Raw genomic sequence first — 23269 nt, forward strand, 5'->3', positions numbered from 1 at the left:
TACTTATACTATGTTAGCATATATATAAACCACTTGTTAATAACTTAAGTATTATAGGGAATAATAACTATACATTTTTAAATACTTATTATACAAAGGTGATATTTATGATTGTAGACAAAGTTAAATTAACGTCTCCTTGTGCTGAGAATATAATAGTCAAAGCATTGATACATAATAATCTTATAAATAAAGATACTGCTATAATATGCTTAGGTACAAATGATTGCATAGAGGATCTAATTGGTCCCTTTACAGGCACTCTTATTGAAGAAAACAAAAAAGATTTGAATATTAAAGTATATGGCACATTAGATTCTCCAATTAATTCTATAAATATCAAAAGTAAACTCCCACATATAGAAAAAAAGGAAAAGCATATTTTAGCTATAGATTCTATTTTATCGCTCAAAGATGACGTTGGAATGATATTATTAAAAAATGGTGGTATAACTCCAGGTTCTGCCTTAGGTAAAAACATGCCTTCAATAGGCCACAGTAGTATTATGTGCAGCGTATCAGAAAAACTTCAATATCTGCTGCTTAATAAAAAAGTTAGCTTTAATGACGTTTATAAATTTTCTAGGATTGTTTGTAATTCTATAATTAAAGCCAAAAACTTTGTTAATTAAAATAGAGAAGTTTAAATTAACTCCTCTATTCTACTTATAATATTTCTAAAGCCTTTTCATACTGCTTTCTCAATATATTTTTGTCATCCTCAGAAGCAAAAGAAGTTTCTATTCCATTCTTTACTACCCTCTTTATATCTTCTAAAGTAAAATTTTGTTCTTTAACTAAATGATTAAACTCATCATTTAGAGATACATTAGAAACTGTCATATTGTCTGTATTTACAGTTACCACCAATCCTTCATCCAAATACTTTTTTATAGGATGCAATTCATAGGCTTTAACCGCTTTAGTATCAATATTACTTGTTATACACATTTCTAAAGGTATTTGTTTATCTTTTAAATATTCAACTACTCTTTCATCCTTAAAAGCATATACTCCATGTCCTATTCTCTCTGCATGGAGCAATTCAATTGACTTTATTATATTCTTCTCTATGCCTGTTTCTCCTGCATGTATTGTACAATGAAATCCATATTTTTGTGCTAAGTCAAAAGCTTCTTTATGAATTTCTGGAGGGAAATCATGCTCGTTACCTGCTAAATCTACTGCTACTACTCCTTTTCCTAGATATTTCTTACCTATTTCAACTAAACGCTTGCTGCTTTCTACAGATTCATGTCTCATGGCACACAAAATAAGATTTGACATAACTCCATACTTTTTTCTTCCATCTCCCATAGCTTCAATAACAGCTTCTATAACCTCTTCTGCTTTAAGTCCTTTTTGTATATGGTTAAAAGGTGCAAATCTTATTTCTATGTATTTTACATTATTCTTTGAAACATCTTCTAAAAGTTCACTAGTTATTCTATATATATTTTTTTTATTTTGCATAACTTTAATTGGTAATTCAAACTTATCTAAATAATCCTTTAAAGAATTACATTCTCCAAAGACCTTTACATACTTCTCAAATTCTTTTAATTCTTTAGTTGGAATATCTATATTCTCCTTCACAGCAATATCAATTATGGTTTGTGGTCTTAAACTTCCATCTAAATGGCAGTGAAGATCTACCTTAGGGAGATTTTTAATTATTTTGTTATAATCCATTTTACTTCACCTCTTTCTAATATAATAACATTTATAATAAATCAATTCTATAAAAAACATATAACTACTAATTACAAATTATATTATATGAGTATAACAGTAATGTCACTAATACAAAATCATTATTATAACTTTTTATATATAAATTACTTAATGCAAAACAATTTCATGCATTTGTTTTCATATTGCTATGATTTATTTCACTATGGTATACTATTTATAAGTTATTAGAATTTCAATTTATATTCTTATCAATAATGATATAAAAAAATAAAGGCATATAGTGTATAAACTTATCCAAGGTTTAAATAACCTATGTACATCTAGAACTTTAAAATCTTAAATTTCAAAAGTTCTAGTATACACAATATAAGAATTCTTAGCTAGTTAAATCTAGAGAATTCTACTGCCATTTCTCTTTTCGTAAAGAGAAATGGTGTGTTTGTGTTTGGTGTAATTGGATAAATAAAATGCACTATATGTCTTTATTATTTTTAAATAAATAGATTTTTCTATTAAAAGATAAAGAGTATATTCTAATTAAAATACAAATGAAATTTTAATAACAATATATTTTAATGTTAAGGAGTGAAAATCTATGTTTCTTATGATTGATAACTATGACTCATTTGTATATAACCTAGTAAGATACTTAGAAGAATTAAAGGAAGATATTAAAGTTTATAGGAATGATAAATTAACTTTAGAAGATGTAAATAAAATGCATCCAGAAGGAATTATAATTTCTCCAGGCCCTAAATCTCCTGACCAATCGGGCATTTGTACAAACGTAGTTAGAAAATTTAGTAATAAAATTCCCATTTTGGGCATATGTCTTGGACACCAATGTATTGGATATGCTTTTGGTGCTAATATAATAAAGGGCAAAGAACCAATACACGGTAAAGTATGCAAAGTGCATCATAAAAATATAGGAGTATTTAAAGGACTTAAAAATCCAGTAAACGTTACAAGATACCATTCATTAATAATAGATAGGAATACACTTCCTGAATGCCTTAATATAACCTGTGAAACCACTGATGGAATTATAATGGGAATCAGACATAAAAGATATCTTGTTGAAGGAGTACAATTTCACCCTGAAGCAGAGCTAACAGAATGTGGACATAAAATGCTAAAAAATTTTATAGAAGAATCAAAAATATTTAACAGGAGGTAATGATATGGATTTCTTGATTGAAGAAATAAATACAAATTTAGATGCTTTCGATATTTACTCGTTATTTAAGGATGATAAAACAGTTACTATTTTGGATAGTTGTATGAGCACAGAAAATTTGGGTAGATACTCATTTATAGGACTAAAACCATTTACTACTTTTAAGTATGAAAATCATATTTGCACTATAAATGGAAAGGAATTTAATGCTGATCCATTTCAAGAGCTTAATAAACTTATCAATGGATGTAAAATTGAAAATAACACAGAACTCCCATATGTTGCAGGAGCCATGGGTTACTTTTCCTATGATCTAGGAAGAGTTATAGAAGATCTCCCTATAACAGCTAAGCAAGAAGTAAAAATACCAGATTGCTATTTTTACTTCTATGACAATGCAGTTATAGTAGATAACTTAAAAAAGAAAACTTATATCACTTCCCTTGGTATATTAAATTCCAAAGAAGAAAGCATATATAAAATAAAACATAAAATAATATCAGGAAGCAAGATCATATATAGAGAAATTTACAAAAGTGATACCAAATTCACATCAAACTTTAGTAAGAGTAAATACATTGAAACAGTAGAAAAGGTTAGACAGTTCATACGAAATGGAGATATTTATATTACTAATCTAACTCAAAGATTTTGTTGCAAAACAAAAAAAGAACCTTATGAAATATATAAAAATTTAAGACATATAAATCCAGCTCCATTTGCTGCATTGATGAATGTTGAAGATTTTAGTTTAGTATCTTCTTCTCCAGAAAGGTTTTTAAAAATAAGGAATACCGTTGTTGAAACAAGACCTATTAAAGGTACAAGACCTAGAGGAAAAAATAAAGAAGAAGATTTAAAAAATAGGCAAGAACTTATAAATAGTGAAAAAGATAAGTCTGAATTATTAATGATTGTAGATTTGGAGAGAAATGATTTGAGTAAGGTTTGTAAGCCTTATTCTGTAAAAGTAACAGAACTCTTTAAATTAGAAGAATACAGTACGGTATTTCATTTAGTATCAACTATTACTGGAGAATTAAAAACAGAATACACAGCAGTTGATTGTATAAAGGCATGTTTTCCTGGTGGTTCTATAACAGGGGCCCCTAAAGTAAGATCTATGGAAATAATTGAGGAATTAGAAAATACTAGAAGAAATATTTATACAGGTTCTATAGGATATTTAGGTTTTGATGGTAATGCAGACTTAAATATAGTTATCAGAACTATACTTATAAAAGATGAAAAGGCTTATTTAGGTGTTGGTGGAGGAATTACCTGGGAATCCGAAAATGAGTCTGAATATAATGAAACATTGGATAAAGCTAAGGCTTTGATGAATGTACTATGAAAAGGAGATTTGAGTTCATGATACTTTTAAATGGCAAAATATCAAAAAATCAGAATTTACTTTTAGATAGTGGTTTTTATTTTGGAAGAGGACTTTTTGAAACAATGCTTGTAAATAATATACCAATTTTTCTTGAGGATCATTTATTTAGGATAAATAATGGGCTTTCCATTATAGGAATAGATAAAAAAATTACTGAAGCTGAAGTTATAGATGCTGTAAAAAAACTTCACTGCAGCAATTGTGTGTTAAAGCTAGTAGTTACAGAAAAAAATGTATTATTTACTACTAAAAAAAATAATTATACTGTTGAACAATATAATAAAGGATTTAAAGCTAAAATAAGTTCTGTTAAAAAAAATGAATTTTCTAAGCTTACATATCTAAAATCTTTAAATTATTTAGAAAATATACTAGAGCACGAAAAATGTATTAATGAAGGATATAATGAAGTATTATTTTTCAACACCAACAATAAGCTAACTGAAGGAAGTATCTCTAATGTATTTTTTATCAAGAACAAAAAAATATATACTCCACATAAAAAATGTGGATTACTTGAAGGTACAGTAAGAAAGTTTATAATAAATAACTTTGATGTTACTGAAGGTAAATTCAACAAGGAGGATTTAATGTCCGCAGATAGTGTTTTTTTAACTAATAGCCTTATGGGAATAATGAAGGTTTCTAATATTTGCAATAGAAATTTTAACGACTATAGTATTATTGAGGAAATAAGAAAAGTTTATAAAGAACATTTAAATAAATATTAAAGCAAGGCAGCCTATAACTTATTTTATTAAGTAATTTAAAATAAAAACACCTAACTATATTTAAAATATAATTAGGTGTTTTCTATGGCGGAAAGATAGGGATTCGAACCCTAGGTACGGTCACCCGTACGCCGGTTTTCAAGACCGGTGCCTTAAACCAACTCGACCATCTTTCCAAAGAACATTTATAATTATAACAACCATATGATTAAATGTCAACACTTTTTTAAATTTAATTTTTATCCTATTTTCATAGCCGAAGACATAATAGCCACTCCATAAGCTTTAGTACTTAAAACTTTTTTTATGTTATCTTCATTTATTCCTCCTATGGCTATAACTGGTATAGTAACACTTTCACATATTTTTTCTAAAAACTCTATTCCTCTTCCTTTTAACCCCAACTTACAGTCTGTTTCAAATATATGACCTGCCAATAAATAACTTGCACCAAGCTTTTCTGCTTCCACTGCTTCTTCTACTTTATGAACAGATACCCCCACAACAATTTTTTTACAAATACTTTCATTGCTTTTCATATTTTTAAAGTTTTCAAAGCTTGTATGAAATCCATAAGCATTTATATCTAGAGCTGCTTTAATATTTCCATTAATAATTAAAGGAATATTATATTCACCTGTTATAGTTTTAATTTTTTCACCTAAATGTTTTAACGCTTCATACTCTAAATCTTTTTCCCTTAATATAACACCATCTGCACCCTTAAATGCACATTTTTCTATTACTTCACACAGATTGCTGCTCTGCTCTATTAAATGCCTATTTGTAACTACATATATTTTTTTATTTTCCTTTAAATTAAACAAAGCTTATCCACCACCTTTTATTAAAATCATATCAAAACGTAAAAAGCACAAATTCATAGAGAATTTGTGCTTAAAATCTATAATTCTTCTCCCTATGTCGTTATTACCCAAATCAGGTTATGAAGATAATGAATATCATTCCACTCTCAGTCCACTATTATGAACTCCCCTTAACTTATATTAATTTGTCAACACATTTTAGCATCAATTTACCATAAGCTTAAAATAAAGTCAATTTCATTTAAATCTAGCCTTATTATGTGCTAATCATCAATTTTCCAGTGATGTTAAAATTATTTTTATATATACTGTTATTTTAAATTAAAAACAGGCTTTATTTCTCCAACACTTTTTCCTACATTATTTAAATTTTTCATTATTTTAAACTTATTTAAAGCCTTTTTCTCTTCTTCATCTAAAACATTTAAATCTTCAAGGCATTGAATAACTACTGGATATAATGCTCTACTACTATTTCCATCTTCTATTTTTACTGCTATACCAATGTTCATATTTTTTATTCCAATACAATAAACTGCTTCTGCTCCAAATTTACCTATTAGCTTACCATGAGTATTTTTTATAAGTTCTGTACAGAATCCATTAGTACCTGCTATCATTTCAGGTGCATTATTCATAGCCTTAAATACTCTGTTGGCAGCATTTCTATATTCTATAGACAAATTATTTGGATTGGCCAGCTTTGCAAATCCAAATGCCATATTATATAGAGGAATACCATATACTGGAACCGTACATCCATCTGTTCCTATAAATATTTTTTTCTCATCTATACCACACATTTCTGCTACTACTTTTTTTATTTCTTTTTGTATAACATGTTGTTCCAAATTATAATCCTTTACATCATAACCCTTGCAAATACATGCAGCAAGCATACCTGCATGTTTTCCTGAACAATCAGTATTTGTAGGATTTAGTTTTACGTGATCCCATATAAGCTGATTCTTATACTCTTCATTTAAAGATAACGTAGTTCCACATAAAAGATCATTTACAGACAATCCTATTTTTTTCATTATGCCTTCAACTGTTTTTCTATGAAAATCTTCACCATAATGGGAAGCACACATTATAGAAATTTCCTCATCTGTAAACTTAAATTTATCTGCTGCACCACTTAGGATTACATTTAAAGTTTGAATTGGTTTTGCTGCTGACCTCATATAAGTAACCTTGTATGGATCTCCAATAGAATATAAAAGTTTTCCGTCATTATTAACTACAGCTATATCACCTCTATGCAAGCTTTCTACTATAGATCCTCTTTTTACATTCACAAGTATTTCAGACACACCTATCCCCCCTAATTTTATTGGATTATTTAACATTCTTCATAATATAGCTTATTCCTCTAAATTTCAGAATGTTTCACATATTACCAATAATATTCCTTATATGCTTCTAATAATGTTTAAGGATAGGCATTTTATATATTAAAATAGTAATGAAAATAATTATCCAATTACTATATATATTGATTTTATCAATTCGTATTTGAATTCTTAAATCATTTCTGTTTTATACCATTCAATAATAAATCACAATATTTTTCTGTAATTTCACTTATAGATTTTTCATGCTTTTTATATGTAATATATCCTTTAGAAAATTCTGTTTCTGGTATATTTAATTTTTCCATAATAAAATCTCTTAAAAGTATCATATTTCTAAATATATAAAAAATTATAATACTTTTATCTAAATCCTTGCGTATCAATTTTTTATTTTGAAACACATCTACTATATCTATAAATTCTTTGCGTCTCATTGGCAAATATGATTTAAATTGCTCACTTTTGCAGGCATGAAAAAGAAAATTAGCATAATTGTAATATATAAAATCAAATTGCAACACATGTAGTACAAGTTTTTTTGCTATAGCTATAGTGTCTAAATGCTCTTCCTCAGCTTCAAAATCAGTTATATAATCCAACTGTTTCTTTATAGTATAATCAATAAGAAAAATATACAAATCTGTTTTGTTATTAAAGTACCTGTAGAAACTTCCTTTAGCAATTTTTAAACTATTTATAATTCTATTTAAAGAAGCTGAATCAAAATCATGATTTGCAAATTCTCCAATAGATATTTGTATAATTTCTTCTTGCCTTTCTTGGGGCAAATTAAAAAAAGTCTTATTTGGCAACATCACCACTCCTAATTTCGTAGTTTCATAATTAATATAACTTAAGTAATGAATTTCTAATTATATAATCTTATCAATAATAATTATAACATTTGTGAAAAAGTTTTCTAGCATTGACATCAAAAAGCACATAATGATATAATTTTCTATGTTGACCATACAGTCGCGACCTATCATTCTCGCATTAGGAGGTGTATTATGTCAAACAAAATTCTTAACATTATAAAAAATAAATTATCTAATACTGCAACAAGAAAAAATTTATCTATTATATTTCTATCTACTATAACTATTTTAGCTATTGTTGCATTAACAGCGTATTTTACAGTTTTTTCAAAGAATACTGAAAAAGAAACTACTACCAAAAGTTATCCAGTAAAAACTATGGAAATTAAGAGTGGAAGTTTTCCTATGACACTTCAATATCAGGGATTAACTGGAGGCAGCGAGGTCAGAAAATTATCTTTTAAAAGCTCAGCCAAAATCATGAAAATATATGTATCAAAAGGTCAACATGTAAAAAAAGGTGAAAAATTGGCTGAACTTGATAAAACCGATTTAAATTTTGCAGCACAGGCTTCTAAATCTAAAGTGGATGAAGCTTCAGCACAATATGATAAGGCAGTAAATGGAACTCAACAAGAAGATATAAATAGGGCCGAAATAGCTGTAAAAAATGCACAAAATGGCTGTAATTATTATAAGGATTTATATAATAAATATCTTAAATTGTATCAGTCAAGTGCTATTTCAAGCCAGCAATTAAATGATTCAAAACTTCAATTGGACAATGCTCAAAACTCATTAAATAGTGCTGAGCAAAGTTTACAGCAGTTGCAAAAAGGATCTAGACCTGAAGATAAACAGGCAACTTTGGGTCAATTAAATGAAGCAAAAGCAGATTACGAATCAAAAGAAAATATACTAAACGATGCATCCATGACTGCAGATATGGATGGTTATGTTGTTGATGTATTAGGTAAAGAAGGAGAAATGCAGCAAGCAGGCAATCCTGTAATATTATTTAGAAGTGAAAAACAAGTTATTACAGTAGGTCTATCAGAAGATGATGTAAAAAAAGTAAAGATTGGAACAAAAGCACAAGTAAATATTGGTGATGATAAAGCACAGGGAGAAATTATAAATATAGTTCAATTAGCAGACAGCAAATCTGGCACATATAGTGCTGAAATTAATCTTTCCACTCCCATAGATACTAGCAAATATTATGTAGGTGAAACTTCAACAGTTTATATAGATATGGGTCAAACAAATTCTATATCTATCCCAATCAACTCAGTTTTAAACGATGGAGAGGATTATGTTTATGTAGTTGAAAATGGACATGCTGTTAAAAAAAATATAACTCTAGGTGATACCAATGAAGATAAAGTTTCAGTAGAAGGTCTAAAAAATGGAGATAAGCTTGTAATTGAAGGAATGAAAAATCTAAAATCAGGGTACAAGGTTACAATTAAATAAAAGGAGATATATAATATGGGATTAATTAAAGCAGCTATAAAAAATAAAAAAATCGTATTATTTTTAGTGGCTATAATTATAGTTAGTGGCTTTTACTGTTATAGTGGCATCTCAAAGCAAGAAACCCCAGATGTTGAATCTCCAGCAGCCATGATTACTACGGTTTATCCAGGTGCTTCACCTAGTGATATAGAAAAGTTGGTTACTAAAAAAGTTGAACAAAAAGCTGAAGAAGTTGATGGATGCGACTATGTACAATCTTATTCGGAAAGTAATGCTTCCATAGTTATTATTAATTTAAACAACAACGCTGATGAAGATAAAGCCTGGAGAGATTTAAGAGATAAAATAAAAGACTTAAAATCAGATCTTCCTAGTGGATGTAGAGATAGTGAAATTAATACTAATCTTACAGAAACAGCTGGTATTATAATAAGTATATCAGGTAATAATTACTCTTACCAACAATTAGGAGATTATGCTGATGATATAAAGAAACAACTTCGTGATACTGATGGTGTTTCTAGAATAGACGTAAAAGGTAAACAGGATAGACAAATAAATGTAGAGGTGGATTGGAACAAGGTAAATAAGTACGAGGTATCTGTAAAAGATATATGTACTATATTAGGTGCACAAAATGTCGACATACCATCAGGATCTTTAAATTTAGCTACAGGTAAAATAAAAGTAAACACACCTGGTATGTTTAGTTCATTACATAATATAGAAAATACTGTTATAGGAATTTCAAACAGTACTGGTGAAACTATAAGGATTAAGGACATAGCAAAAGTATATATGGACTATGATAATGATTCTACTTACAAATTTACTGATAATGGACAAAATGCAGTATTACTGGCAACTTATTTTCAAAAAAATAAAAATATAATTCCAATAGGAAATGATATAAACAAAAAATTAGATACAATAAAAAAAGGAATGCCAAGTGATCTGAAAATAGATGAGGTTACTTTTCAGCCTAAAGATGTGAGCAATTCCGTTTCGTTTTTTATGAAGAATCTTAGAGATGGAATAATACTTGTAATTATAACAGTACTAATAGGTATGGGTTTTAGAAATTCAATGGTAGTTTCTACAGTTATACCCATATCAATATGCATGAATTTTATCATTATGTATGCACTTGGAATAAAAGTTGAACAGATGTCGACTACAGCACTTATTATAGCTCTTGGTATACTTGTTGATGATGCTATAGTAATAGGTGATGTTGTACAAGTTGGAATAGATGAGGGATTAAAAAGAAGTGAGGCAGCATTTATTGGTATAAAAAAGCTGTTTATACCAGTATTCACCTCTACCTTAATTATTGTAGGAGCCTTTTTGCCTCTACTGTCCATATCAGGAGTAGTTGGTAAGTTTTTAAAAAGTCTGCCACAGGTTGTTATAATATGTGTAATCTGCTCATATTTATGTGCATTGTTTGTAACTCCCGCTATGTCTTCCTTGTTTTTTAAAAAGAGTAAAGAAAACAAAGGGACAAATCCAATTCGTATGATGTTTGAGCATCTTTTAAAATATGGACTTAAGCATAAAAAGACTATTATTTCAGCAGCTTTAGCTGTCTTTGCAGCAGCATTGATTTTAATGAAAACCCTTGGAATGCAGCTTTTTCCTTATGTAGATAAAGATATAATATATATAGATGTTTCAAATGAAAAAGTTACAGATATAAGAAATACTAGTAAATTAGTAAATCAAATAGAAGGCATATTAAAACAGGAAAAAGAAGTTAAAAGTTACACATCAGCTATAGGCGGTGGTATGCCTAAGTTTTATGTAACATTAGCTACAGTTGCACCTGCTGACAATACAGCTCAAATCATGGTAAAAGTAGATTTAAATAAATCAAAGAGGTTTAAAACAAGGCAAGAATTAGTAGAATATATACAAAAACAAATAGATACTAACATTTCAGGTGGCACAGCTACAGTAAAGCAACTTGAAGAAGCAATGCCTATAGGTGCACCAATACGTTTAAGACTTACTGGAGATGATTTAGATCAGATTCAAAAAGCTTCTGAAAAAATAGAACAACAGTTAAAAAATATGCCTGGAACTATGAATGTAAGAGATGATGCTGCAAAAAAAACTTATGAATATGAAGTAAATATAGATGAAAATAGAGCATCACAACTTGGACTATTGAAGTCAGATGTTCTACAGCAAATTAATATTGCACTTAAAGGATATAAAGCATCTACTTATAGAAAAAATGGTAGTGAGTATGATATTATGGTTAAAACAAATATTTCATCTGTAGAAGATCTGAAAAATTTATACATTGAATCAAGTATTATCAAAAACAAAATACCTTTATATGAGGTAGCATCTATTAAACTTAACTCAGAAGTAGATAAAATAACACATTATAAGGAAGATAGAACTATAACCGTTTATAGTGATGTTAAAAGTGGATATAATTCTGTTAATATAGAAAATGAATTAAAGCAAAAAATAGATGGAATGAATTTAGATCCAATAAAAGTTATATACGACGGAGAAAAAGCTCAAATAAGTAAATACTTTACAAGTCTTGGCGTCGCTGGAGTACTTATTTTGGTAATAATCTATGTACTTTTGTTTGTTCAATTCAAATCATTTATACAACCACTTGTAATAATGTGTTCTCTGCCTCTGTCACTTATAGGCGTTTCAATAGGACTTCATGCTTTTGGAATGAATTTGTCACTTACAGCCTTTATGGGAATAATAAGCTTAATTGGAGTAGTTATAAGAAATGCTATACTTCTTATTGAATATATAAATGATGCTAGAGAAAATGGTTTTTCTATAGATGACGCTTGTATGCATGCTGTAAGCCAAAGATTTAGGCCTATAATATTGAGTTCTACAGCAACTATTACAGCACTTATACCACTAGCTTTTTCAGGCAGTGCACTATTTGGACCTATGTCAGTTGCCATGATGTGTGGACTTTTGACAGCTACATTTCTAACCTTTATAGTAGTACCTGTAATTTATTCTATGATAAATACTAAATTAGAAGAAAAAGCAAAAAGTAAGGAAATTACTGCTAACTAGAAATATCATGTCATATATAAAAAAATATTCAATGTAATTATGCTTAGCTGCATGGAAAAAAGAAAATAATTTCTACTTCCATGCAGCTTATTTTAAATTTACATATTATTCTCTACTTCATATCTTAAAAGTCCATAAAGATACATATCATATCTTTTTCCATCTCTATGTATAAACTCCCTATAAACCCCTTCTCTCTTAAATCCAAGACTTTCATAAAGCTTGATAGCTGCCTTATTATAGGATAAAACATCTAGTTGAATTCTATGTAAGTTAAGTTCTTGAAATGCAAAATTTAAAAGCATTTGCATAGCTTCTTTGCCATATCCCTTTCCTCTACACTCTTCATCTCCTAATCCTATAAAAACTACTGCTGTACCATTGTTCCATAGTATATTTTCAAAACCTGCAACACCTACAAATTTATCTTCCTCTAAGGTTCTTATGGCAAAAATATAACTATTATTAGACTTTCTCTTTTCATTGAGCATTTCATATAATTGAGCTGAAGATTTGGGAAAAGCCATAGTCATATCATATAATCGCAGAAAATCTACATCATTGTACCATTGTTCCATAGATAATATATCTTTTTCATTTAATGATGTCAGTCTCAATCTTTCTCCCTTAAGCAAACTTTTTAAATTTGTATACATTATTAAAATCTCCCTATATATTAAAATATTTTTAAACCTTTAATTTATATTTTGATTTTAATTAATACTTATTCCCCTGTCAATTTTATATAATTAAATTGAGGAGAATAATATTGATTCTCCTCAACTCATATTTAACAGCAGCAGTCATGTGTTATTCTTTTAGAACATCTTTTTTTCTTTTCTTTATGACATCTACATTTCTTTTTCTCACAACATCTTATAGTTATATGAATTTTTTTACAACATCTATGGCATCTATGATGTTTATGACATTTACATTTTTCACACATGTTAAACCCTCCTTATTCTCTTAACCGTTACTAAGCTTTAAAAATTAAATAAATTAATTTTTGTTTTTTCTTATGTTTATTACCATATTATTGATTTAAATAAAAAATGTTACTTTAATAAAAAAAGTTCTTGCCCATTACCTTACGTAATGTGTTAAAATATTCTAAGTAGAGGTGATAAAATGTGCCAAAATGAAAATAACTTATTTACTATTGGTCAGTTTTCAAAGAAGGCAGGAGTTACCTTAAGAACTTTAAGATATTATGATAAAATAGGGTTACTAAAACCTAGTTATCATAATGATTTAGGTCATAGGTTATACAGTGAGCAGGATTTTGGAAGGCTGCAAAAAATACTAACCTTGAAATTTATAGGTCTTTCTTTAGATGATATAGCCAATATAATAAAGTACGACAACAATGATCAAGATTTAAAAAAGCCTCTGGAAATACAAAAAACCATAATGGAAGAAAAAATACAACATATACAAATGGTTATAAAAGCTATTGATGAAGCAGTACATATGTTAGACAACAACAATATACTAAATTGGGATAAGTTTGTTAATATAATAAATGCAATAAATACTGATAAAAAGTGGATTGAACAATATGAAAATGCTTCTAACCTGCGATCAAGAATTAGAATACATGAACTTTTTAGTACCAACAAACAAGGATGGATGAATTGGTTTTTCAATAACCTATATGTACCTTCCAATGCCTCTATACTTGAAGTTGGCTGCGGTGATGGAAGCCTATGGGAAAGAAATTTCTCAGATATCCCATGTAATTGGAATATAACCTTAACAGATTTTTCTAATGGAATGCTTAAAGATGCTAAAAAAAATTTGGCAAATAAAGCATCAAGATTTAAATTTAAAATAGCTGATGCTGAGAAATTACCTTTTAAAGATAATTCTTTTGATGTAATTATTGCTAATAATATGCTGTATCATGTGCCTGACAGAGAAAAAGCTTTCTCAGAAGCAAAACGAGTTTTAAAAAATAACGGTTTATTCTATGCCTCTACAGTTGGCAAGAACCATATGAAGGAAATGAGAGAAATCGTAGCAAAATTTAATTCTCAGAATATAACTACTAAGAGTTGGGATTTAACAGAAAACTTTCAATTAGAAAATGGTTTTAAACAGGTTTCAAAATGGTTTAAAGAGGTAAAACTAAAAAGATATGAAGATAGTTTAATTGTAACAGACCCTATTCCTCTTGTAGATTACATATTTTCAATGCCTGGAAATACAAAAGATATTTTTACTGAAGATAAACTTCAAAGTCTTATAAAATTTTTGCAAGAAGAAATAAAAAAAACAGGAGGAATTTATATAACAAAAGACACAGGATTTTTTCAAGGGATCAAATAATTTAATTTAAGAAAGGATTGATATTTTATGAATAAAAAAATACCATTTTCACCACCAGATATAGGAGAAGAAGAAATAAAAGCTGTAACTGAAGTTTTAAAATCAGGATGGATTACCACAGGACCTAAAACTGCTGAGCTTGAAACAAAACTAGCAGACTACCTTCAAACTGGTAAAGCTGTAACTTTAAATAGTAACTCTGCTGGATTGGAACTTGTTTTAAAAGCATTTGATATAAAAGAGGGCGATGAAGTTATAACTACCCCTTATACCTACACAGCTACTGCTAGTGCATCTATTCATAGAGGTATTAAGCCTACTTTGGTAGATGTTAAAAAGGATAGTTTCCTTATAGATATTGATAAAATAGCTGATGCTATAACTCCTAAAACAAAAGCTATTTACACTGTAGATGTTGCAGGCTTACCTGTAGATTATGATAAAGTTCGCGAAGTTTTAAAAGCTAAAAATCGTGAAGATATAATTTTTGTTTCAGATTCTGCTCATTCATTTGGTGCAAGATATAAAGGCAAAATGGTTGGAAGCCAAGCTGATTTTCACGTATTCTCTTTTCATGCAGTAAAAAATTTCACTACTGCTGAAGGTGGAGCTTTAACTTTTGCCAATAACAATTTTAGAGGACATGAAGATTTATTCAAAGAATTTAAATTGGAATCTTTACATGGTCAATCCAAAGATGCTCTTTCAAAAATGAAAGCAGGCGCTTGGAGATATGATATAGTCACAGATGGTCTTAAATGCAATCTTACAGATATAGGTTCTGCTATCGGTCTTGTTCAATTAACAAGATATGAAGAAATGTTGAAAAAGCGTAAAGCAATTTTTGATATTTACAGCAAATATTTATCTGAAAAAGATTGGGCTATACTTCCATCAAAAGGGGATGGCAGTACTGTAAGCTCTTATCACTTATATCTTTTACGTATTAAAGGTTTTGGTGAAGAACAAAGAAATGAAGTTATAAAACAGTTAGCTGAACTTGATATAGCTACTAATGTTCATTATGTTCCATTGCCAATGTTTACATTCTACAAAAATTTAGGATATAAAATTGAAGACTATCCAAATGCTTATGCACAATATGCAAATGAGATTTCTCTACCACTTTATTCTCTTCTTACATTAGAAGATACTGAATATGTAGCTAAAGAACTTATCAAAGCTGTAGAAAGAGTTATGAAATAAAAATAAGGAAGGGATTTTAAATTATGAAGGTTAATTTTTATACTTCTCTAAGAGAATACTCAGAAAAGAAAGAAGAATTTAATAAAGCTATATTTGATGTTGTAGAAAGTGGAAGCTTTATATTAGGACCTAAAGTTACAGAATTAGAAGAATCTGTAAAAAAATATACTGGAGCAAAACATGCAATAGGTGTTGCTTCTGGTAGTGATGCATTAATAATAGGTTCTCATATACTTGGATTTGAAAATGGAAAAGAAGTTATAACATCTCCATTTACTTTTCTTGCATCAACTTCTTGTATTGCAAAACATAATGCGAAACCTGTATTTGTTGATGTGGACGAAGACACTTTTGATATAAATGTAAATAAAATAGAAGAAAAAATAACTTCAAATACTGCTGGTATTATACCTATACACCTTTTCTCTCAAATGGCTAACATGGATAAAATTATGGAAGTAGCTTCAAAACACAATGTACGTGTTTTAGAAGATGCTGCTGAAGCTTTTGGTATGAGATGGAAAGGTAATGGCACTGAATATAGACATTCTGGAACTATTGGGGATTTAGGTGTATTTTCTTTCTTCCCAACTAAAACTCTAGGTGCCTATGGTGATGCTGGTATGATAATAACTAATGATGATAATTTAGCAAATAAAGCTAAAATGTTTAGAGTACATGGTGCATCTAAAAAATATCATTATGATTATATAGGTTATAATTCAAGACTTGACTCAATGCAAGCGTCTGTACTTTTAGTTAAATTGAAATATATAGATGAAGCTATAAAGAAAAGAGAAACTGTAGCAAATTGGTATAGAGAAAAACTTGCAGACTGCGAATATATAAAAACACCTGTAGTAAAAGGAGATCAAAAACCTGTTTACTATGCATTTAATACTTTAGCAGAAAAAAGAGATGAACTTGCTTCCTTTTTAAAGGAAAATGAAATAGGCACAAGCATTTACTATCCAATACCTCTTCATCTTCAGAAATGCTTTAGCTATTTAGGATATAAGAAAGGTGACTTCCCTATTGCTGAAAAGCTATGTCAGAAGGTACTTGCTCTTCCTATATATCCTGAAATAAAAGAAGAAGAAGTAGATTTTGTATGTGAAACTATTAAAAAATTCTATAGAAAATAAAACCTTAATTCAAAAAAGTTGTGCCTCATTATACTTTATCTTTGACTTAATAAGTATAATGCGGCACAACTTTTTGAGAGGACAATGAAGGTGAATTGTCATCTGTCCTCTTAATTTCCCTATCTTCTTTCCATCAAAGCCTGCTTAAACCCTTCAAAGCTTTCATTACCATCTGTTTTAAACCATAATTTTATTTCTCTTGCTTTTGCATTAAAAGTATTAGGAAATGCTAATTTCTTATTCAATGGAATAAGAAGATATCCTTTTATAAGCATGGATCTTGCCTGAGAGTACTCTATATGGTTTAAATCTATATCAGCAAGCATTACCTCATCATAAAGCCTCTGATAATTGTTTGAAAAGCCATGATTTTTTTCTATTCTTATTCTATCTTCTAATAAGGTAACCACCATATAAAGCCCCTCTGCACTTACATTTTCACCCACATGAATCACTCCCAACTAATTTTACTAATTAATGTAAAACATTCTTAACTTTATTATATATAAAGCTTCTATTCAATTCCAGTTCTTATATTATTTATACAGCTTAAGTGTATTCTTTTTTCTTCCATAGCTGCTGCAGTCTTTTCATAATCATACTCAAATTCTATAAACTCTATATTTAAACTATTATTTTGCATATCTAAAATAATATAAGTACCATTTGGTCTTCCTATTTTAGGCTTACCTATACTTCCATCATTTAATAAAATTTTATCTCCATAATGTTTTTCATAAGGTATATGAGTATGAGCACATACTAACACATCTCCAGAAAATTCTTTCATAGCTTCTTCTGCTTCCTTTGAATTTTCCTTTAAATATTCATTCATGTCTCTATTGCTTCCATGAACAAAAACTATTTCTTTACCTTGAAATTTAACTATAAAATTCTGTGGAAGGAACTTCAGATATTCCCTATTATCCTGAGTTAACTCACGTGCAGCCCATGGCATACAGAATTTATTAACTTCATTAGGCCTTATACAATTAAACTTTTCCTCTACTACTGCTGCATCATAATTGCCTAAAATACTTATTATTCTCTTTTCCCTTATAAAATCTATAACCTCATTTGGATATGGTCCATAGCCTGTTAAGTCTCCTAAACAAATTATAGTATCTGCATTTCTTTCCTCTATATCCCAAAATGCTGTTTTTAGTGCTTCTAAATTACCATGAATATCTGATATAACTGCTATTCTCATTTTTTCCTCCTATGCTAAAGTCTATTTAATTAATATAGTATTAGGATATAACAAAATACCCATTGTTTCAATGCTACAAATTTATTTGATAAATTTTCCGTATTTAATAGGTTTACCCTGTTCCCAAGGTTTATAGCTATTAGCAAACTTCACTCTTTCTTCAAATGTTGGATGATCATAATTCCACAATTTATATATTATTCCTGGAGAAGGCAGCACTAAACTAGTTTCATGTAATTTTATCATAGCAGATGCTGAAGCTTCATTATCCTTTGTAAGTTCCAATTCAAATCTATCTGCTTCCTTTTCTGTATATCTAGTATAAGTATTAATTGCTGGTTGTGCTATAAACATAAATATATTCAACATTAATATTAATAAAGGAAGTGATGCTATATCACATAATTTTGTAAATCCAAAAATACCTCCTGATTTATCTATAACCCAAATTGAACCTTTATTTACAAGGTAAAAAATGAACACACTTAATATTCCACCCAACACTATAGATTTCCATACATGTCCCATTAGGTAATGTCCCATTTCATGTGCCAATATTCCAAGAGTTTCCCTGTCAGTCAGATTCTTAATAGTAGTATCCCACAATACAATTCTTTTTGTATTAAAAATTCCTGTCATATAAGCATTCATTTCTTTCGTATCCACGCTTTTATTTACTTGGTAAACCTTGCAATTTTTTATAGATGCTCTATCAAGCTCCTCATATATTTTTCTTTCCAATGTAGTATCTTGAATTTTTTCATATTTATTAAATATAGGATCAATATACATTGGGCTTATAAAGGTTACAAAAGCAATTATAGGAATTAAGAGTAATCCTAAATTAAACCACCAATAATTTGGGAATCTTTTTATAAGCAGATACGGTATAGAAACAAAACATGCTCCTACCAAGGTATAAATAGCAAAACTTTTAAAATAATCCACAACCCATTTGATAAAACTTTGATCTGAAAGTCCATAAGAATGCTTCAAGATAAAGCTACTATAGTAATCCAAGGGAAAATCTATAATGGTATTAATTATAGAATATATTAAAAAATATAAAAACATGATTATAAGTAAATTTTTACTCTTGCCTAAACAATAGTTCCTTGTAAAACTTGATAATCCTGAAAATAAAAAAATTATAGGAATTAATAAACTCATAGCTGTACTAAAAATCCACAAATTCACTCTTTTATTATGATACTCTATAGCTTTTTGTGTTGGGGGTGCAATGGATGTATTGATGTTTCCAACTGTTCTCGTTGAATATGTATATTCTTGAACTAATCTTTTATTATTAACATCTTCTGTAATCTTAACAGATACAGAAAATATAGCCATTAAAATAGTCATCGCTATTATGGATAAAACTAATTTTCTTTGCATTTATATCTCCTCCTTTTTGTAGCTTAATAATTTTTATTATACTTTATAATCTATGATAATGAACTGTTTATTATTAATTTAAATTTCGTATGGTAAGAACTCCATGCTTAAGCTATTAACTTTCTCAATATTTTTTATTGGAAATGAATTCATAATCTCTAGAAAAATGTTGACAATTATCCAAAAAATATGTATTATTTACCCATATATAAAAATACTATTTAACTGAATAATTAACAAAATATGGTATTAGTGTTATTTATAGTATACAACACTTTATAAGGAGATACTTAATTATGTTAAATTTAAATGTAAATTCTTATGAAACATATTTATTTAATAATGGAGACAATTTTAGGTCTTATAAGTTTCTTGGAAGTAGATTTATAAGATTAAAAGAAACTTTAGGAACTTTATTCAGAGTCTGGGCACCCAATGCTGTAAAGGTTAGTGTTGTTGGTGATTTTAACAGTTGGAATGGAAAAAATCACCTTATGAAAAAGCAACCTAATACTGGATTCTGGAATCTATTTGTAGAAGATGTTATGGAAGGAGAGTTATACAAGTATGAAATTTTAATGCCTGATGGTAAGTCTGTTTTAAAATCAGACCCATATGCTTTTTATTCAGAACTAAGACCTAATACGGCCTCCATTGTTACGAACATTAAAGATGATTATGTTTGGAATGATAAATCATGGCTGGAAAGTAAAAAAAATACGTTTTCATCTCCATTAAATATATATGAAGTACACTTAGGTTCATGGAAACTAAGTGATAAGAACAATTTCTACTCTTATAGAGAAATAGCTGATTTACTCCTTCCTTATGTATTGGACATGGGTTATACCCATGTAGAATTACTTCCCATTACAGAACATCCCCTTGATGCTTCCTGGGGATATCAAGCAACGGGATATTATTCCATAACTAGCCGTTTCGGCACTCCATCAGATTTTAAGTACTTTATAGATAAATTCCACCAAAATGGTATAGGTGTCCTTATTGATTGGGTTCCAGGACATTTTTGCAAAGATGAACATGGACTATATAAATTTGATGGTTCATATCTTTATGAATATGATAATGAAGATCTAAGAGAAAATTGTGGTTGGGGAACCGCCAACTTTAATTTAGGTAAAACGCAAGTACAAAATTTTTTAATATCCAGTGCTATTTTCTGGTTTGAAATGTATCATATAGATGGCATAAGAGTAGATGCAGTAGCAAGTATGCTTTATTTAGATTATGGTAAACAGGGAAATCCAAATTTAAAAAATAAATATGGCGGAATAGAAAACCTTGAAGCTGTAGATTTTCTAAGAAAACTTAATAGGGCCATATTTAAACGCTTCCCAAATGCTCTTGTAATTGCAGAAGAATCAACATCTTGGCCTATGGTCACAAGCCCAGATTATGCTGGCGGTCTTGGCTTCAATTATAAATGGAATATGGGTTGGATGAATGATATTTTACGATATATGCAATTAGACATGTCGCAAAGAAAACTTAACCATAACTTAATCACATTTTCAATAATGTATGCATTCTCAGAAAACTTTATACTACCTATATCCCATGATGAAGTTGTCTATGGTAAAAAATCTCTTTTAAATAAAATGCCAGGTACTTATGAAGATAAATTTTCAGGGGTAAGGGCTTTTTATGGATACATGATTGGTCATCCAGGTAAAAAATTAAGTTTTATGGGAAATGAATTTGCTCAATTTGATGAATGGAAATTCAACTCTGCATTAGACTGGAAATTATTGCTTTATCCTATGCACTCCAAAATGCAAAAATATGTTAAAGACTTAAATCATCTATATAAAAATGAGAGCTCACTATGGCAACAAGATCATAATTTTCATGGATTTAACTGGATAGATGCCTCAAATAACAATCAAAGTATAGTTTCTTTTATAAGACAGGGATTCAATGGAAACAACTTTACTATTGTTATATGTAATTTTTCATTAAATTCATATAAAAATTATAAAGTTGGAGTTCCAAGACTAACTCATTATAAAGAAATTCTTAATAGTGATAATAGTCTTTATGGGGGTTCAAATAAATTAAATAGTGAAATTATTGACCCAGTCATGGAAAAATGGAATACCAAACCATTTTGCATAAAGATAAAAATACCACCACTATCAGTAATCTTTATTAAACCAATATTTAAAGATGTTAATAAGCCTAAAAAATTATTAAAAAGCAAATGCTCTATGAACAAAATACATCTTAGCTTAAATGCTATTAGGAGGGGTTTTAATGATAAAAAAAGAAATTATCGCCATGCTACTAGCAGGAGGACAAGGTACTAGATTAAAGGACTTAACTAAATATAATGCTAAACCAGCTGTACCTTTTGGAGGAAAATACAGAATAATTGATTTTACTTTAAGTAATTGCACCCACTCTGGTATTGATACAGTTGGAATATTGACTCAATATCAACCTTTAATTTTAAGTAATCATATTGGTATCGGCAGTCCCTGGGATCTTGATACAATGAATGGAGGCGTAACAATTCTTCCCCCTCACGTAAACCAATCCGGAATGAATTGGTATAATGGTACAGCTGATGCTATATATCAAAATATCAGTTTTGTAGATTATTATGATCCCGAATATATAATTGTACTATCTGGTGACCATATATACAAAATGGACTATTCAGATATGCTTAACTATCACAAAGAAAAGAAGGCAGATGCAACTATAGCAGTTATACAAGTACCCTTTGAAGAAGCGAGTCGTTTTGGAATCATGAACACCGATGAAGACAACGCTATAGTTGAATTTGAAGAAAAGCCTAAAGAACCTAAAAACAACATGGCTTCTATGGGAATATATATTTTTAATTGGAAATTAATAAAGGAATTTTTAAAAGAAGATAAAAATAATCCAAGCTCTAGCAATGACTTTGGTAAAAATATAATACCTGCTTTACTTAGAAAAGAGAAAAAACTATTTGCATATCAATTTGAAGGCTATTGGAAGGATGTTGGTACTATTGAAAGTTATTGGGAAGCTAATATGGATTTATTAAAAGAAAACAATCAGCTTAATTTATATGAAAAAAGCTGGAGAATTTATTCTAATAACTCCACCCTCCCACCACAGTACATTGGTAAGGATGTTAAGGTAGAAAATTCTTTAATTTCCGATGGCTGTGTAGTATTAGGTGATGTATTAAATTCTATTCTATTTCCAGGTGTACATGTTGGCAAAAACTCAAGAATAATTAATTCCGTAATTTTACCTAATGTAATGGTAGAAGATAATGTAATAGTAGATAGAGCAATAATAGGAAATAACAGTATCATAAGGAAAAATAACATAGTAGCAAATTCAAATGAAATTGTCCTCATTGGTGAAGAAGAAGAAATAGGTGCAAATTTATAACTATAAGAGGTGATTAAA

General features: G+C 28.9%; 20 protein-coding genes, 1 tRNA gene and 1 riboswitch. Of the genes, 11 read left to right on the forward strand and 10 right to left on the reverse strand.

The window, feature by feature from the left end:
- The first annotated feature begins 107 nt into the window (after positions 1-107).
- Positions 108-632, forward strand: coding sequence for a DUF1256 domain-containing protein (locus tag Q6H37_RS22125; RefSeq protein WP_318736657.1), 525 nt, complete (start codon positions 108-110; stop codon positions 630-632).
- A gap of 34 nt (positions 633-666) precedes the next feature.
- Here Q6H37_RS22125 and add read toward each other — a convergent pair whose 3' ends face one another.
- Positions 667-1692: an adenosine deaminase gene (add, locus tag Q6H37_RS22130; RefSeq protein WP_318736658.1), complete on the reverse strand. Its 1026-nt coding sequence runs from the start codon at positions 1690-1692 to the stop codon at positions 667-669.
- Between the two features lie 598 nt (positions 1693-2290).
- Between add and Q6H37_RS22135 the strand changes: the two genes are divergently transcribed.
- From Q6H37_RS22135 to Q6H37_RS22145, 3 genes are read left to right on the forward strand one after another with little or no spacing between them, the layout of a single operon-like run.
- Positions 2291-2875, forward strand: a complete 585-nt coding sequence (locus tag Q6H37_RS22135) for an aminodeoxychorismate/anthranilate synthase component II (RefSeq protein WP_318736660.1) — start codon at positions 2291-2293, stop codon at positions 2873-2875.
- 4 nt (positions 2876-2879) lie between these two features.
- On the forward strand, positions 2880-4229 hold the full coding sequence (pabB, locus tag Q6H37_RS22140) for an aminodeoxychorismate synthase component I (protein WP_318736662.1): 1350 nt from the start codon (positions 2880-2882) through the stop codon (positions 4227-4229).
- Between the two features lie 17 nt (positions 4230-4246).
- Complete coding sequence (locus tag Q6H37_RS22145) at positions 4247-5002, forward strand: aminotransferase class IV (RefSeq protein WP_318736663.1); 756 nt, start codon at positions 4247-4249, stop codon at positions 5000-5002.
- An 85-nt stretch (positions 5003-5087) separates the two neighbouring features.
- On the opposite strand, the gene Q6H37_RS22150 is transcribed toward Q6H37_RS22145, so the two are convergent.
- The 4 genes from Q6H37_RS22150 to Q6H37_RS22165 all read right to left on the reverse strand — a co-directional run bounded on the left by Q6H37_RS22150 (position 5088) and on the right by Q6H37_RS22165 (position 8002).
- Positions 5088-5178, reverse strand: a tRNA-Ser gene (locus Q6H37_RS22150).
- 63 nt (positions 5179-5241) lie between these two features.
- On the reverse strand, positions 5242-5829 hold the full coding sequence (locus tag Q6H37_RS22155; RefSeq protein ID WP_318736665.1) for a thiamine phosphate synthase: 588 nt from the start codon (positions 5827-5829) through the stop codon (positions 5242-5244).
- Between the two features lie 72 nt (positions 5830-5901).
- A riboswitch (TPP riboswitch) is annotated at positions 5902-6010 on the reverse strand.
- Between the two features lie 130 nt (positions 6011-6140).
- On the reverse strand, positions 6141-7145 hold the full coding sequence (locus Q6H37_RS22160; RefSeq protein ID WP_318736666.1) for an asparaginase: 1005 nt from the start codon (positions 7143-7145) through the stop codon (positions 6141-6143).
- A 215-nt stretch (positions 7146-7360) separates the two neighbouring features.
- Positions 7361-8002: a TetR/AcrR family transcriptional regulator gene (locus Q6H37_RS22165; RefSeq protein ID WP_318736668.1), complete on the reverse strand. Its 642-nt coding sequence runs from the start codon at positions 8000-8002 to the stop codon at positions 7361-7363.
- 195 nt (positions 8003-8197) lie between these two features.
- Between Q6H37_RS22165 and Q6H37_RS22170 the strand changes: the two genes are divergently transcribed.
- Positions 8198-9481, forward strand: coding sequence for an efflux RND transporter periplasmic adaptor subunit (locus Q6H37_RS22170; protein WP_318736669.1), 1284 nt, complete (start codon positions 8198-8200; stop codon positions 9479-9481).
- 15 nt (positions 9482-9496) lie between these two features.
- A complete protein-coding gene (locus Q6H37_RS22175) occupies positions 9497-12553 on the forward strand; it encodes an efflux RND transporter permease subunit (protein ID WP_318736671.1) in 3057 nt (1018 codons plus the stop codon).
- 98 nt (positions 12554-12651) lie between these two features.
- On the opposite strand, the gene Q6H37_RS22180 is transcribed toward Q6H37_RS22175, so the two are convergent.
- Both Q6H37_RS22180 and Q6H37_RS22185 read right to left on the reverse strand, forming a co-directional pair.
- Positions 12652-13209, reverse strand: a complete 558-nt coding sequence (locus Q6H37_RS22180; protein WP_007060155.1) for a GNAT family N-acetyltransferase — start codon at positions 13207-13209, stop codon at positions 12652-12654.
- A 134-nt stretch (positions 13210-13343) separates the two neighbouring features.
- Complete coding sequence (locus Q6H37_RS22185; RefSeq protein WP_318736676.1) at positions 13344-13502, reverse strand: hypothetical protein; 159 nt, start codon at positions 13500-13502, stop codon at positions 13344-13346.
- A 182-nt stretch (positions 13503-13684) separates the two neighbouring features.
- Between Q6H37_RS22185 and Q6H37_RS29610 the strand changes: the two genes are divergently transcribed.
- The 3 genes from Q6H37_RS29610 to Q6H37_RS22205 are packed head-to-tail and all read left to right on the forward strand — an operon-like array spanning position 13685 to position 17235.
- Positions 13685-14884 (forward strand): MerR family transcriptional regulator, encoded by a 1200-nt coding sequence (locus Q6H37_RS29610; protein WP_412523882.1) that lies wholly within the window; start codon positions 13685-13687, stop codon positions 14882-14884.
- 27 nt (positions 14885-14911) lie between these two features.
- The gene (locus Q6H37_RS22200) at positions 14912-16090 is read left to right on the forward strand and encodes a DegT/DnrJ/EryC1/StrS aminotransferase family protein (RefSeq protein WP_318736678.1); all 1179 of its coding nucleotides are present in this window, start codon (positions 14912-14914) and stop codon (positions 16088-16090) included.
- A 23-nt stretch (positions 16091-16113) separates the two neighbouring features.
- Positions 16114-17235: a DegT/DnrJ/EryC1/StrS family aminotransferase gene (locus Q6H37_RS22205; protein WP_318736679.1), complete on the forward strand. Its 1122-nt coding sequence runs from the start codon at positions 16114-16116 to the stop codon at positions 17233-17235.
- Between the two features lie 119 nt (positions 17236-17354).
- On the opposite strand, the gene Q6H37_RS22210 is transcribed toward Q6H37_RS22205, so the two are convergent.
- The 3 genes from Q6H37_RS22210 to Q6H37_RS22220 form a co-directional block, all read right to left on the reverse strand.
- A complete protein-coding gene (locus Q6H37_RS22210) occupies positions 17355-17681 on the reverse strand; it encodes a hypothetical protein (RefSeq protein WP_318736681.1) in 327 nt (108 codons plus the stop codon).
- Between the two features lie 68 nt (positions 17682-17749).
- Entirely contained in the window at positions 17750-18445 is a 696-nt protein-coding gene (locus Q6H37_RS22215; RefSeq protein WP_318736682.1) for a metallophosphoesterase family protein, read from the reverse strand.
- A gap of 81 nt (positions 18446-18526) precedes the next feature.
- The gene (locus tag Q6H37_RS22220; protein ID WP_318736683.1) at positions 18527-19840 is read right to left on the reverse strand and encodes a M48 family metallopeptidase; all 1314 of its coding nucleotides are present in this window, start codon (positions 19838-19840) and stop codon (positions 18527-18529) included.
- Positions 19841-20136: 296 nt separating this feature from the next.
- Between Q6H37_RS22220 and glgB the strand changes: the two genes are divergently transcribed.
- Together glgB and Q6H37_RS22230 are read left to right on the forward strand one after the other, a co-directional pair.
- Complete coding sequence (gene glgB, locus Q6H37_RS22225; RefSeq protein ID WP_318736684.1) at positions 20137-22167, forward strand: 1,4-alpha-glucan branching protein GlgB; 2031 nt, start codon at positions 20137-20139, stop codon at positions 22165-22167.
- Entirely contained in the window at positions 22115-23251 is a 1137-nt protein-coding gene (locus Q6H37_RS22230; RefSeq protein ID WP_318736686.1) for a glucose-1-phosphate adenylyltransferase, read from the forward strand. Before glgB ends, Q6H37_RS22230 begins: the two co-directional genes overlap by 53 nt.
- Positions 23252-23269: the final 18 nt, after the last annotated feature.

Origin of the sequence: Clostridium sp. JS66, assembly GCF_033561535.1 — a bacterium.
In the GTDB taxonomy this organism is placed as follows: domain Bacteria; phylum Bacillota; class Clostridia; order Clostridiales; family Clostridiaceae; genus Clostridium_AM; species Clostridium_AM carboxidivorans.

Excerpts from the sequence above, each read along its gene's own strand:
- Q6H37_RS29610 (WP_412523882.1), top strand. The coding sequence starts at position 13,685 with ATGTGCCAAAATGAAAATAACTTATTTACTATTGGTCAGTTTTCAAAG.
- Q6H37_RS22180 (WP_007060155.1), bottom strand. The coding sequence starts at position 13,209 with ATGTATACAAATTTAAAAAGTTTGCTTAAGGGAGAAAGATTGAGACTG.
- Q6H37_RS22175 (WP_318736671.1), top strand. The coding sequence starts at position 9,497 with ATGGGATTAATTAAAGCAGCTATAAAAAATAAAAAAATCGTATTATTT.
- Q6H37_RS22145 (WP_318736663.1), top strand. The coding sequence starts at position 4,247 with ATGATACTTTTAAATGGCAAAATATCAAAAAATCAGAATTTACTTTTA.
- Q6H37_RS22200 (WP_318736678.1), top strand. The coding sequence starts at position 14,912 with ATGAATAAAAAAATACCATTTTCACCACCAGATATAGGAGAAGAAGAA.
- Q6H37_RS22205 (WP_318736679.1), top strand. The coding sequence starts at position 16,114 with ATGAAGGTTAATTTTTATACTTCTCTAAGAGAATACTCAGAAAAGAAA.
- Q6H37_RS22215 (WP_318736682.1), bottom strand. The coding sequence starts at position 18,445 with ATGAGAATAGCAGTTATATCAGATATTCATGGTAATTTAGAAGCACTA.
- add (WP_318736658.1), bottom strand. The coding sequence starts at position 1,692 with ATGGATTATAACAAAATAATTAAAAATCTCCCTAAGGTAGATCTTCAC.
- Q6H37_RS22220 (WP_318736683.1), bottom strand. The coding sequence starts at position 19,840 with ATGCAAAGAAAATTAGTTTTATCCATAATAGCGATGACTATTTTAATG.
- Q6H37_RS22165 (WP_318736668.1), bottom strand. The coding sequence starts at position 8,002 with ATGTTGCCAAATAAGACTTTTTTTAATTTGCCCCAAGAAAGGCAAGAA.
- glgB (WP_318736684.1), top strand. The coding sequence starts at position 20,137 with ATGTTAAATTTAAATGTAAATTCTTATGAAACATATTTATTTAATAAT.
- Q6H37_RS22185 (WP_318736676.1), bottom strand. The coding sequence starts at position 13,502 with ATGTGTGAAAAATGTAAATGTCATAAACATCATAGATGCCATAGATGT.
- Q6H37_RS22170 (WP_318736669.1), top strand. The coding sequence starts at position 8,198 with ATGTCAAACAAAATTCTTAACATTATAAAAAATAAATTATCTAATACT.
- Q6H37_RS22125 (WP_318736657.1), top strand. The coding sequence starts at position 108 with ATGATTGTAGACAAAGTTAAATTAACGTCTCCTTGTGCTGAGAATATA.
- Q6H37_RS22135 (WP_318736660.1), top strand. The coding sequence starts at position 2,291 with ATGTTTCTTATGATTGATAACTATGACTCATTTGTATATAACCTAGTA.
- pabB (WP_318736662.1), top strand. The coding sequence starts at position 2,880 with ATGGATTTCTTGATTGAAGAAATAAATACAAATTTAGATGCTTTCGAT.
- Q6H37_RS22230 (WP_318736686.1), top strand. The coding sequence starts at position 22,115 with ATGATAAAAAAAGAAATTATCGCCATGCTACTAGCAGGAGGACAAGGT.